At 61.7% G+C, this 12,872-nt stretch carries 12 protein-coding genes; 11 read left to right on the plus strand and 1 reads right to left on the minus strand.

Going from position 1 to position 12,872, the window contains the following annotated elements; genetic code table 11:
- The first annotated feature begins 102 nt into the window (after positions 1-102).
- The 3 genes from hydA (at position 103) to preA (ending at position 4,348) form a co-directional block, all read left to right on the plus strand.
- Positions 103-1,542 (plus strand): dihydropyrimidinase, encoded by a 1,440-nt coding sequence (hydA, locus tag C4J86_RS16275; RefSeq protein WP_124371154.1) that lies wholly within the window; start codon positions 103-105, stop codon positions 1,540-1,542.
- Between the two features lie 164 nt (positions 1,543-1,706).
- On the plus strand, positions 1,707-3,074 hold the full coding sequence (locus tag C4J86_RS16280; RefSeq protein WP_124371155.1) for an NAD(P)-dependent oxidoreductase: 1,368 nt from the start codon (positions 1,707-1,709) through the stop codon (positions 3,072-3,074).
- Entirely contained in the window at positions 3,074-4,348 is a 1,275-nt protein-coding gene (gene preA, locus C4J86_RS16285; protein WP_124371156.1) for an NAD-dependent dihydropyrimidine dehydrogenase subunit PreA, read from the plus strand. Before C4J86_RS16280 ends, preA begins: the two co-directional genes overlap by 1 nt.
- Before the next feature lie 106 nt (positions 4,349-4,454).
- On the opposite strand, the gene C4J86_RS16290 is transcribed toward preA, so the two are convergent.
- Positions 4,455-5,075: a TetR/AcrR family transcriptional regulator gene (locus tag C4J86_RS16290; RefSeq protein ID WP_124371157.1), complete on the minus strand. Its 621-nt coding sequence runs from the start codon at positions 5,073-5,075 to the stop codon at positions 4,455-4,457.
- A 116-nt stretch (positions 5,076-5,191) separates the two neighbouring features.
- On the opposite strand from C4J86_RS16290, the gene copC reads away from it, so the two are divergent.
- From copC to C4J86_RS16330, 8 genes are all read left to right on the plus strand, one after another.
- Positions 5,192-5,557, plus strand: coding sequence for a copper homeostasis periplasmic binding protein CopC (gene copC / locus C4J86_RS16295; RefSeq protein ID WP_124371158.1), 366 nt, complete (start codon positions 5,192-5,194; stop codon positions 5,555-5,557).
- A 3-nt stretch (positions 5,558-5,560) separates the two neighbouring features.
- The gene (gene copD, locus C4J86_RS16300; RefSeq protein WP_124371159.1) at positions 5,561-6,418 is read left to right on the plus strand and encodes a copper homeostasis membrane protein CopD; all 858 of its coding nucleotides are present in this window, start codon (positions 5,561-5,563) and stop codon (positions 6,416-6,418) included.
- Positions 6,419-6,691: 273 nt separating this feature from the next.
- Positions 6,692-7,954: an OprD family porin gene (locus tag C4J86_RS16305; RefSeq protein ID WP_124371160.1), complete on the plus strand. Its 1,263-nt coding sequence runs from the start codon at positions 6,692-6,694 to the stop codon at positions 7,952-7,954.
- A 226-nt stretch (positions 7,955-8,180) separates the two neighbouring features.
- Positions 8,181-8,996 carry an NAD(P)-dependent oxidoreductase gene (locus tag C4J86_RS16310; RefSeq protein WP_124371161.1) on the plus strand — a complete coding sequence of 272 codons (816 nt, stop codon included), beginning with the start codon at positions 8,181-8,183 and terminating at the stop codon, positions 8,994-8,996.
- A 30-nt stretch (positions 8,997-9,026) separates the two neighbouring features.
- Entirely contained in the window at positions 9,027-9,902 is an 876-nt protein-coding gene (locus tag C4J86_RS16315) for an SMP-30/gluconolactonase/LRE family protein (protein WP_124371162.1), read from the plus strand.
- A gap of 51 nt (positions 9,903-9,953) precedes the next feature.
- Complete coding sequence (locus tag C4J86_RS16320; RefSeq protein ID WP_124367518.1) at positions 9,954-10,916, plus strand: TRAP transporter substrate-binding protein; 963 nt, start codon at positions 9,954-9,956, stop codon at positions 10,914-10,916.
- A gap of 74 nt (positions 10,917-10,990) precedes the next feature.
- A complete protein-coding gene (locus tag C4J86_RS16325; protein WP_124367519.1) occupies positions 10,991-11,518 on the plus strand; it encodes a TRAP transporter small permease in 528 nt (175 codons plus the stop codon).
- Between the two features lies 1 nt (position 11,519).
- Positions 11,520-12,800 (plus strand): TRAP transporter large permease, encoded by a 1,281-nt coding sequence (locus tag C4J86_RS16330; RefSeq protein ID WP_124367520.1) that lies wholly within the window; start codon positions 11,520-11,522, stop codon positions 12,798-12,800.
- Positions 12,801-12,872: the final 72 nt, after the last annotated feature.

Raw genomic sequence — 12,872 nt, forward strand, 5'->3', positions numbered from 1 at the left:
TTCTATTCCTGTCACCGATGACAGGAATCAACCGGTTATCGGCAAGCCGTATTACAACACTTAGAACTGGCACAAGCCGGTCAAGCCTGTGAGGAACTCGACATGTCGCTGTTGATCCGTGGCGCTACCGTTATTACCCATGATGAAAGTTACCGCGCCGATGTGTTATGCGCAGGCGGTCTGATTCGTGCTATCGGCACGGACCTGGATATTCCCGCCGGCACTGAAACACTCGACGGCAGCGGCCAGTACTTGATGCCCGGTGGCATCGATCCCCATACCCATATGCAACTTCCGTTCATGGGCACCGTGGCCAGTGAAGATTTTTTCAGTGGCACGGCGGCGGGGCTGGCCGGTGGCACCACGTCTATCATCGACTTCGTGATCCCCAACCCGCAGCAGTCGTTGATGGAGGCGTTCCACCAGTGGCGCGGCTGGGCCGAAAAGTCGGCGTCCGACTACGGCTTTCATGTGGCGATCACCTGGTGGAGCGAACAGGTCCGCGAGGAAATGGCCGAGCTGGTCAGCCATCACGGCATCAACAGCTTCAAGCATTTCATGGCCTACAAGAACGCGATCATGGCGGCCGACGACACCCTGGTGGCCAGTTTCGAACGCTGCCTCGAACTGGGCGCGGTGCCCACGGTGCATGCGGAAAACGGCGAGCTGGTCTATCACCTGCAACGCAAGCTGATGGCCCAGGGCATCACCGGGCCGGAAGCGCATCCGCTGTCGCGCCCTTCCCAAGTGGAAGGCGAAGCGGCCAGCCGTGCGATCCGCATCGCCGAGACCATCGGCACGCCGTTATACCTGGTGCACGTTTCCACCCAGGAGGCGCTGGACGAAATCACTTACGCCCGAGGCAAGGGCCAGGCGGTCTACGGGGAAGTGCTCGCCGGGCACCTGCTGCTGGACGACAGCGTCTACCAGCACCCCGACTGGCAGACCGCCGCCGGCTACGTGATGAGCCCACCGTTCCGCCCGCGCGGGCACCAGGAAGCGCTGTGGCACGGCTTGCAATCCGGCAACCTGCACACCACCGCCACCGACCACTGCTGCTTCTGCGCCGAGCAAAAGGCCGCCGGGCGTGACGACTTCAGCAAGATCCCCAACGGCACCGCCGGTATCGAAGACCGTATGGCGCTGTTGTGGCACGAGGGCGTGAATACCGGGCGCCTGTCGATGCAGGAGTTCGTCGCGCTGACCTCCACCAACACCGCAAAGATCTTCAACCTCTACCCGCGCAAAGGCGCGATTCGCGTCGGCGCCGATGCCGACCTGGTGCTGTGGGACCCCGAGGGCACGCGCACCATTTCCGCCAAGACCCATCATCAGCAAGTCGATTTCAACATCTTCGAAGGCAAGACCGTACGCGGCGTGCCGAGCCACACCATCAGCCAGGGCAAGCTGGTCTGGGCCGATGGCGACCTGCGCGCCGAGCGTGGGGCCGGGCGATATGTGCAACGGCCGGCGTATCCGGCGGTGTTCGAACAGTTGCGCAAGCGGGCGGAGCATTCCAGGCCCACTGCGGTGAAACGCTGAACATACAGCGCACATGATCATTCCCACGCTCTGCGTGGGAATGCAGCCAGGGACGCTCCGCGTTCCAAGAGCGGACGCAGAGCGTCCAGTGAGGCATTCCCACGCAGAGCATGGGAACGATCGCCCATCAGAGGCAGCACCTCAATAACCGTGAGGCCACCACCGTGATCCAGACCCTGACCCACCTCCCCCATCCCCATGACGACGGGCCCACCCTCGCCAGCCATTTCACCGACCTGGCGCCGCCCCTCAATGCCCGCCAGGCCCAGCTTGAAGCCTCGCGCTGCCTGTATTGCTACGACGCCCCGTGCGTGAACGCGTGCCCCAGCGAAATCGACATCCCCTCGTTCATCCGCAATATCCACACCGACAACGTCCAGGGCGCAGCGCAGAAAATCCTCTCGGCCAACATCCTCGGCGGCAGTTGCGCTCGAGTCTGTCCCACGGAAATCCTCTGCCAGCAAGCATGCGTGCGTAACAACGCCGAAGAATGCGCCCCGGTGCTGATCGGCCTGTTGCAACGCTATGCCATCGACAACGCGCACTTCAGCCAGCACCCGTTCCAGCGCGCCGCGCCCACCGGCAAACGCATCGCGGTGGTCGGCGCCGGGCCGGCGGGCCTGGCCTGCGCCCACCGTGCGGCCCTGCACGGTCATGACGTAGTGATCTTCGAAGCCCGGGAAAAAGCCGGCGGCTTGAATGAATACGGAATCGCCAAGTACAAACTGGTGGACGACTTCGCCCAAAAGGAACTGGATTTCCTCCTGCAGATCGGCGGCATCGAGATCCGTCACGGCCAGCGCCTGGGCGACAACCTCACCCTGAGCGAACTGCACGCGCAATTCGACGCGGTGTTCCTCGGCCTCGGCCTGGCGGCCAGCAAACGCCTCGGCCTGCCCGACGAAGACGCCCCCGGCCTGCTCGCCGCCACCGACTACATCCGCGAACTGCGCCAGGCCGACGACCTCACCCAACTGCCCCTGGCCGACCGCTGCATCGTGCTCGGCGCCGGCAACACCGCCATCGACATGGCCGTGCAAATGGCGCGCCTCGGTGCGCGTGATGTGAACCTGGTGTACCGCCGTGGCCTGGATGACATGGGCGCGACCCACCATGAGCAGGACATCGCCAAGGCCAATCAGGTTCGCCTGCTGACCTGGGCCCAGCCCGAGCAGGTGCTGCTCGACGATCAAGGGCGTGTACGCGGCATGCGCTTCGCTCGTACGCGCATGGAGAACGGTCGCCTGCACCCCACCGGAGAAACCTTCGAATTGGCCGCAGACGCCATCTTCAAGGCCATCGGCCAGGGCTTTGACAACGACGCGCTGCACGACCCGCTGGCTCAGCAGCTGCATCGCGTGGGCGAACGCATCTTCGTCGACGAGCAACTGCGCACCAGCATTCCCGGGGTGTATGCCGGCGGCGACTGCGTCAGCCTCGGCCAGGACCTCACCGTGCAGGCGGTGCAACACGGCAAGCTGGCCGCCGAGGCCATGCACGCTCAACTCATGCTCAACGTGGAGGCCGCGTAATGGCTGATCTGTCGATTGTGTTCGCCGGCATCAAAGCGCCCAACCCGTTCTGGCTGGCCTCGGCACCGCCCACCGACAAGGCCTACAACGTGGTGCGCGCGTTCGAAGCCGGCTGGGGCGGTGTGGTGTGGAAAACCCTGGGGGAGGACCCGGCGGCGGTCAACGTGTCGTCGCGCTATTCGGCGCACTACGGGGCGAATCGCGAAGTGCTGGGCATCAATAATATCGAGCTGATCACCGACCGCTCCCTGGAGATCAACCTGCGCGAAATCACCCAGGTGAAAAAGGACTGGCCGGACCGCGCATTGATTGTGTCGCTGATGGTGCCCTGTATTGAAGAATCCTGGAAAAACATCCTGCCGCAGGTGGAAGCCACTGGCTGCGACGGTATCGAGCTTAATTTCGGCTGCCCCCACGGCATGCCCGAACGCGGCATGGGCGCGGCGGTCGGCCAGGTGCCTGAGTACGTGGAGCAGGTGACGCGCTGGTGCAAGACGTACTGCTCGCTGCCGGTGATCGTCAAGCTCACGCCCAACATCACCGATATCCGCGTGGCCGCGCGGGCGGCCTATCGCGGCGGCGCGGATGCGGTGTCGTTGATCAACACCATCAACTCCATCACCAGCGTCGACCTGGAACGCATGGTCGCCCTGCCCATGGTCGGCAGCCAGAGTACCCACGGCGGCTACTGCGGCTCGGCGGTCAAACCGATTGCGCTGAACATGGTCGCCGAAATCGCCCGCGACCCGCAGACCCAGGGCTTGCCGATCTGCGGTATCGGCGGCATCGGCAACTGGCGTGACGCCGCCGAATTCGTCGCCCTGGGCTGCGGCGCGGTGCAGGTGTGCACGGCGGCGATGCTGCATGGGTTCCGCATCGTCGAAGAGATGAAGGACGGGCTGTCGCGCTGGATGGACACTCAGGGCTACCAGAGCTTGCAGGAATTTTCCGGGCGTGCGGTGGGCAACACCACGGATTGGAAGTACCTGGACATCAACTACCAGGTGATCGCCAAGATCGACCAGGCGGCGTGCATCGGCTGTGGGCGTTGCCATATCGCCTGTGAGGATACCTCGCACCAGGCCATCGCCAGCTTGAAGCAGGCGGATGGTACGCATAAATATGAGGTGATCGATGACGAGTGCGTGGGCTGCAACCTGTGCCAGATCACCTGTCCAGTGGCCGATTGCATCGAGATGGTGCCGGTCGAAACGGGTAAGCCGTTTTTGAATTGGACCCAGGATCCGAGGAATCCCTACAGGGAGGCTGTGTAAGTCCTTCAGACCGCTATCGGGAGCAAGCCCCCTCCCGCATTTGGAATGCATTCCAAATGTGGGAGGGGGCTTGCTCCCGATGGGGCCCTAAACCTCACCATACTATTCAGGGCTCCAGCCCAATCCCGCGCAATATCACCCCGGTCACCGTCTGTATCGCCCGCTCAAACTGCATATCCGACAACGGCTGGTGATCATTCAAAATGTTCACCTGATGATCGAAGTCGGCATAGTGCTGGGTCGATGCCCAGATCATGTACAGCAGGCTCGACGGCTCCACCGGCAGGATGCGTTTGTCTTCCACCCAATGGCGAATTTTCGCTTCTTTCATCTTGGCCCAGTCGTACAGGCTTTCATCCAGCGCCTCACCCAGGGTGGGCGCACCGTGGATGATTTCATTGGCCCAGACTTTCGAACCATACGGCCGCGTGCGCGAGCGTTGCATCTTGGCGCGAATGTAGCTGCTGAGCACCACCCGTGGGTCATCGAAAGTCTCGAAGCTCAGGGCGTCCTGTTTCCACAGGTCCAGCAGGTCGAACAGCACCGCGCTGTACAGATCGCTCTTGGTGGTGAAGTAGTAATGCAGGTTCGAGCGCGGTAGTTGCGCCTCTTTGGCGATATCGGCCATGGCGGTGCTGCCATAGCCTTTTTCAGCGAAGACTTTCTCTGCGGCCAGCAGGATTTTCTCGACGTTGACCCGCCGAATTCCGATCTTGTGATTGCCCATAAGGGCTCCCTGACAACAACACGACCTAGAGACTACCATCCGCTCTAGATCGGGGCGACACGCCGAACCGAAACTTCGTACACTGCTCGCTTCTATCCTCTGATTGGTATTGAACAATGTTGATCAAGAAGTCCCTGACCATCGTCGCCCTGCTCGCCTCCCTGCTGGGCGCGTCTGCAGCCTTTGCCCACGCGCACCTGAAAAGCGCCACGCCAGCGGCAGACAGCAATGTTGCCGCACCGACAGACCTGCGCCTGACCTTCAGCGAAGGCGTCGAAGCGACGTTCACCAAGGTGTCCCTGAGCAAGGACGGCACGGAAATCGCGATCAAGGGCCTGGAAACCCCGGACACCGACAAAAAAACCCTGGTGGTCACCCCTGCCGCTCCGCTGGCGGCCGGTACTTACAAGGTCGAGTGGCACGCCGTGTCCGTCGACACCCACAAGAGCGAAGGCACTTACAGCTTCAAGGTTGGCCAATAATCCATGGCGACCCTGCTGGTGCTGTGCCGTTTTGTGCATTTCATCGTGGTGCTGCTGCTGTTCGGGGTCTGTGTGTTCAGGCCTCTGTTGCTCGGTACGGCTGCGCAACCGGCGCTCGACCGGCGCCTACTGCGCTTGACCCGAGGCCTGGCCTGGCTGGGGCTGGGCTCCGGGGTCGCGTGGCTGTTGCTGATCACTGCGAGCATGGCCGGCGGGTGGGACGCCGCGCTGCAACCGGCCACGGTGATGTTGGTATTGGGCAGCACCTTTTTCGGGCAGGTATGGGTCTGGCACCTGCTGCTCAACCTGTTGCTGGTGTTCGTATTGATCAAGCCGTGGCCGGCCCTGCGCCTGCCGCTGGTCGCGCTGTTGCTGGCGACCCTGGCTCCGGTGGGCCATGGCGCCATGCTCGATGGCCTCAGCGGGCGACTGCTGATCCTCAACCAAGTGGTGCACTTGGCGTGCGTCGGTGCCTGGCTGGGCGGCTTGCTGCTGCTGGTGTTGATCCTCAGACAGCCACAGCCGCTGACCCTGCGGCCGATCCTGCGGCGCTTTAGTGGGGTGGGTTATGGCCTGGTTGCCGGCCTGCTGGTGACCGGTTTGGTCAACGTGCGCGTGCTCACCGGGCAACTGTGGCCTACCCCGCCGTTTGAAGGGTTTGCCTTGATTCTGCTGATCAAGGTGCTGCTTGTAGCGGGCATGTTGGTGCTGGCCTTGCTGAACCGATTGCGCGTGGAACAGTGTGAACAGCGGGTGGGCAGCTTGAAGGCCAGTGTCCTGCTGGAATGGCTATTGGGTATTGCAGCAGTGGCAGCGGTTTCCCTGCTGGGCACCCTGCCGCCGATGGTCATGGCCGGCTGAAATTCCGCCATTCTTATGATTGGTCACCAATCAAATGTGGGAGGGGGCTTGCTCCCGATGGCAGTGTGACAGTCAACTTATGTGTAGCTGACCCACCGCTATCGGGAGCAAGCCCCCTCCCACATTTTGACCGTGTCCACATTTAGATAGACCGAGCAAGTCATCCCATAACTTCTGCTTGACACTCCTTTAAAACCCCGTAAATATCCCGCCCATCGTTGTACGACAACGTATGACGAATAATAAAAACAACAAAAGAAAGGGAGCCTCACTGTGAGTCAATTCGCCCGTCATTTGTCCTCGCGTCTCGGTTTGATCAGCCTCGGCAGCCTCGCATTTACCTTACCCCTCACGGCCCACGCCGATGGGTTCGTCGACGATGCCAAGGCTACGCTCAACCTGCGCAACGCCTACTTCAACCGTAACTTCACCAACCCCGCCAATCCCCAGGGCAAAGCCGAAGAGTGGACGCAAAACTTCATTCTCGATGCCAGGTCCGGCTACACCCGTGGCACCGTGGGTTTCGGCATTGATGTCCTGGGCCTGTACTCGCAAAAGCTCGATGGCGGCAAAGGCACCGCTGGCACCCAATTGCTGCCGGTGCATGACGATGGGCGCCCTGCCGATAATTTCGGACGCCTGGGCGTGGCGTTGAAAACCAAGCTATCGAAGACAGAGTTGAAGGTCGGCGAATGGATGCCGGTGCTGCCGATCCTGCGCTCCGATGACGGCCGTTCCCTGCCCCAGACCTTCCGCGGCGGCCAGGTAACGTCCAACGAGATCGCCGGCCTGACCCTCTACGGCGGCCAGTTTCGCGGCAACAGCCCGCGCAACGACGCGAGCATGGAAGACATGTTCATGAACGGCAAAGCCGCGTTCACCTCCGACCGGTTCAACTTCGGCGGCGGCGAATACACGTTCAATGACAAACGCACCCAGGTCGGCCTGTGGTACGCCGAACTCACCGATATCTACCAGCAACAGTACCTCAACCTCACCCACAGCCAGCCGGTGGGTGACTGGACCCTGGGCGCCAACCTCGGCTTCTTCAATGGCAAGGAAGACGGCAGCGCCCTGGCCGGCGACCTCGATAACAAGACCGTGTTCGCCCTGCTGTCGGCCAAGTACAACGGCAACACCTTCTACGTGGGCCTGCAGAAACTCACTGGCGACAGTGTGTGGATGCGCGTCAACGGCACCAGCGGCGGCACGCTGGCCAACGACAGCTATAACTCCAGCTATGACAACGCCAAGGAAAAATCCTGGCAGCTGCGCCACGACTTCAACTTCGTGGTGCTTGGCGTTCCTGGGTTGACCATGATGAACCGCTACATCAGCGGCAGTAACGTGCACACCGGGGCGATCACCGACGGCAAGGAATGGGGCCGCGAATCGGAACTCGCCTACACCGTGCAGAGCGGCGCACTGAAGGACCTGAACGTCAGGTGGCGTAACTCGACCATGCGTCGGGATTTCAGCAACAACGAATTCGACGAGAACCGGATCTTTGTAAGTTATCCAATCTCACTGCTTTAAAAGTTGTTGGTGATCTGAAAACCACTGCAAAACCAATGTGGGAGGGGGCTTGCCCCCGATGAGGGAGTGTCTGTGAATACATTTCTGACTGTGCCACCGCTATCGGGAGCAAGCCCCCTTCCACATTTGAATCTCACTCGCCTGCAAGAACGTTGACAACCTGGGGATCCCTAACAATACTTCGGCCTAGTCATACGACAACCTACAACAAAAAATTGGACTACCCATGACCACCATTACCCCCGTTCCCTTCAACCGCATCCTGCTCACCGGTGCCGCCGGCGGCCTGGGTAAAGTGCTGCGCGAGCGCATGCGTCCCTACGCCCAAGTGCTGCGCCTGTCAGACATCGCTGATATGGCCCCCGCCGCCGCCCATGAAGAAGTACAAACCTGCGATCTTTCCGACAAACAAGCCGTGCACCATCTGGTGGAAGGCGTCGATGCGATCCTGCACTTTGGCGGCGTGTCGGTGGAGCGCCCTTTCGAAGAAGTGCTCGGCGCCAATATCAGCGGCGTTTTCCACATCTACGAAGCCGCGCGCCGTCATGGTGTGAAGCGCGTGATCTTCGCCAGCTCCAACCATGTGATCGGCTTCTACCCACAGGACGAAAAGCTCGACGCCCACTCACCGCGCCGCCCGGACAGCTACTACGGCCTGTCCAAGTCCTATGGCGAAGACATGGCGAGTTTCTACTTCGACCGCTACGGCATCGAGACCGTGAGCATCCGTATTGGCTCTTCGTTCCCGGAACCGCAGAACCGCCGGATGATGCACACCTGGTTGAGCTTCGACGACCTGACCCAACTGCTCGAACGCGCGCTGTACACGCCGAACGTCGGCCATACCGTGGTCTATGGCATGTCGAATAACCAGGACACCTGGTGGGACAACCGCTACGCCGCGCACCTGGGTTTTGCGCCCAAGGACAGCTCCGAAGTGTTCCGCGCCCAGGTCGAGGCCCAGCCGCCGGTGGCTGACAACGATCCGGCCAAGCTCTATCAGGGCGGCGCGTTCTGCGCTGCTGGGCCATTCGGTGACTGAGTTCACAGCAACCCAAGGGAATGAGTGGCCATGAGTGCAGAATTGATTGTCGACGCCCGCAACGCCGTGGGTGAATGCCCGGTGTGGGTGCCCGAGGAAAACGCCCTGTACTGGGTGGATATTCCCAACGGTCGCCTGCAGCGCTGGGACGCGACCACAGGCCAGGTGGCAGCCTGGCAGGCCCCGCAGGTGCTCGCCTGTATTGCTCGCACCGATAAAGGCAACTGGGTCGCCGGCATGCAGAGCGGTTTTTTCCAACTGACCCCGCACAGCGATGGCAGCCTCAAGACCACGCCGCTGGCCGGCGTCGAGCACCCGCGCGCGGATATGCGCCTGAACGACGGCCGCTGTGATCGCCAGGGCCGCTTCTGGGCCGGCAGCATGGTGCTGGACATGAGCTTGAATGCCGCCGAAGGCATCCTTTATCGCTACGCCTCAGGCGCTGCGCCCCACGCACAGCTGGACGGTTTCATCACTCTCAACGGCCTGGCGTTCAGCCCCGATGGCCGCACGATGTACGCCTCCGACTCACACCCGTTGGTGCAGCAGATCTGGGCCTTCGACTACGACATCGAGACCGGCACGCCGTCCAACCGCCGCGTATTCGTCGATATGCATCACCACCTCGGTCGGCCCGATGGCGCAGCGGTAGACGCCGACGGCTGCTACTGGATCTGCGCCAACGACGCCGGGTTGGTCCACCGCTTCACCCCGGACGGCCGCCTCGACCAGTCGCTGCCCGTACCGGTAAAAAAACCCACCATGTGCGCCTTTGGCGGCAGTCGCCTGGACACCCTGTACGTCACCTCGATCCGTGACGACGCGAGTGAACAATCGCTGTCCGGCGGCGTGTTTGCCCTCAACCCTGGCGTGCAGGGACTGCCCGAACCCAGCTTCATCCTCTAGCTGCATCGCTGTGCCTTGAATACAACAATAACAAGACAGGAATGACCGACCATGGACTTCAAACGCACCTTGCTCGCCGCCACACTCGTGGCCCTCAGCAGCGCTGCCCACGCGCTGGAAATCAAGTTCGCCGACATCCACCCCGCCGGCTACCCCACCGTTGTCGCCGAAAAAAACATGGGCGAGGCCCTGACCAAGGAAAGTAACGGCGAACTGACCTTCAAGTACTTTCCGGGCGGCGTGCTGGGTTCGGAAAAGGAAGTGGTCGAACAGGCCCAGGTCGGCGCCGTGCAGATGACCCGCGTCAGCCTTGGCATCGTCGGCCCGGTGGTACCGGACGTCAACGTGTTCAACCTGCCCTTCGTGTTCCGCGACCAGGCGCACATGCGCAAGGTCATCGACGGCGAGATTGGTGATGAGATCCTCGCCAAGATCACCGATTCCGAGTTCGGCCTGGTCGCCCTGGCCTGGATGGACGGCGGCACGCGCAATCTCTACACCAAAAAACCGGTGCGCAAGATCGAAGACCTCAAGGGCATGAAAATTCGCGTCCAGGGCAACCCGCTGTTCATCGACGCCTTCAATGCGATGGGCGCCAACGGCATTGCCATGGACACCGGCGAGATCTTCAGCGCATTGCAGACCGGTGTGATCGACGGCGCGGAAAACAACCCGCCGACGCTGCTCGAGCACAACCATTTCCAGAACGCCAAGTACTACACCCTCACCGAGCATTTGATTTTGCCCGAGCCCATCGTGATGTCGAAGATCACCTGGAACAAGCTCAGCCCCGCGCAGCAGGACATGGTCAAGAAAGCCGCCAAGGCCGCCCAGGCTGACGAGCGCGTGCTGTGGGATGCCAAGTCCGCCAGCAGTGAGGAAAAACTCAAGAAGGCCGGGGTCGAGTTCATCACCGTCGACAAAAAACCCTTCTATGACGCCACCGCACAGGTTCGCGCCAAGTACGGCGCGCCTTACGCCGACATCATCAAGCGTATCGACGCCGTTCAATAACGCCCTCCTTCCTGACAAGGCCCGGCGCGGCCCGCTGCTCATGCAGGGGGCCGCGCCCGGTTACGGTGAACGCCATGAAGAATCTACTGCTGCGCATCAATGACCGCATCTACATGACCTGCATCTGGGTCGCCGGCCTCTCGGTGCTCGGGGTCGCACTGATCATTCCCTGGGGCATTTTTGCCCGCTATATCCTCGGCACCGGCTCAAGCTGGCCGGAGCCCACCGCCATCCTGCTGATGCTGGTCTTTACCTTTATCGGCGCTGCTGCCAGCTACCGCGCCGGTGCGCATATGTCGGTGGCCATGGTCACCGACCGCCTGCCGCCCGCCCAACGCCGCATCGTCGGCATTGTTTCGCAACTGCTGATGGGCACCATCTGTCTGTTCATGACGATCTGGGGCGCCAAGCTGTGCCTGTCCACCTGGAACCAGTTCATGAGCGCCATCCCCACGCTGCGGGTCGGCATCACCTACATGCCGATTCCGATTGGCGGCTTGCTGACCTTGATATTCGTGGTGGAAAAACTGCTGCTGGGCGACCAGAGCAACCGGCGCGTGGTGCGCTTCGACCTGGTTGAAGAAAGCGAAGGGGCCGCCTGATATGGACGCGTTTATTCTGTTGGGCAGCTTTATCGCCTTGATCCTGATCGGCATGCCGGTGGCCTACGCCCTGGGCTTGTCGGCGCTGATCGGCGCATGGTGGATCGACATTCCGTTCCAGGCCCTGATGATTCAGGTGGCGGGTGGGGTGAACAAGTTTTCGCTGATGGCGATTCCGTTCTTCGTACTGGCCGGCGCGATCATGGCCGAGGGCGGCATGTCGCGGCGGCTGGTGGCGTTTGCCGGGGTGCTGGTGGGCTTCGTGCGCGGCGGGCTGTCGCTGGTCAACATCATGGCCTCGACGTTTTTCGGCGCGATCTCAGGCTCGTCGGTGGCCGACACCGCGTCGGTCGGCTCGGTGCTGATTCCGGAGATGGAACGCCGCGGCTATCCGCGCGAGTTTGCCACTGCGGTGACGGTCAGCGGCTCGGTGCAGGCGCTGCTGACGCCGCCCAGTCATAACTCGGTGCTCTACTCCCTGGCGGCAGGCGGCACGGTCTCGATCGCCTCGCTGTTCATGGCCGGTGTAGTGCCAGGCCTGTTGATGAGCGCGTGCCTGATGGTGCTGTGCCTGATCTTCGCGAGAAAGCGCGATTACCCCAAAGGCGAAGTCATCCCCTTGAAGCAGGCGCTGAAGATCGCCGCCGACGCGCTCTGGGGCCTGATGGCCATGGTGATCATCCTCGGCGGCATCCTGTCGGGTATCTTCACCGCCACCGAGTCGGCCGCGATTGCAGTGCTGTGGGCGTTCTTCGTGACCATGTTCATCTACCGCGACTACAAATGGAGTGAGCTGCCCAAGCTGATGCACCGCACGGTGCGCACCATTTCCATCGTGATGATCCTGATCGCCTTCGCCGCCAGCTTCGGCTACATCATGACCCTGATGCAGATCCCGGCGAAGATCACCACGCTGTTCCTGACCCTGTCGGACAACCGCTACGTGATCCTGATGTGCATCAACGTGATGCTGCTGTTGCTCGGCACGGTGATGGACATGGCGCCGCTGATCCTGATCCTCACACCGATCCTGTTGCCGGTGATCCTCGGCATCGGCGTCGACCCGGTGCACTTCGGCATGATCATGCTGGTGAACCTGGGGATCGGCCTGATCACCCCGCCGGTGGGCGCGGTGCTGTTCGTAGGCGCGGCGGTGGGCAAGGTCAGCATTGAGAAGACCGTGAAGGCGCTGCTGCCGTTTTATGCAGTGCTGTTCCTGGTGTTGATAGCGGTGACCTACATTCCGGCATTGTCGCTGTGGTTGCCGAGCGTGGTGCTGTAACCCCAACCTCAAGAACAAAGATGCTTGAATGTGGGAGGGGGCTTGCCCCCGATAGCAGTGGGTCAGTCTGAG

Source organism: Pseudomonas sp. R2-7-07, assembly GCF_003852355.1.
Taxonomy (GTDB): domain Bacteria; phylum Pseudomonadota; class Gammaproteobacteria; order Pseudomonadales; family Pseudomonadaceae; genus Aquipseudomonas.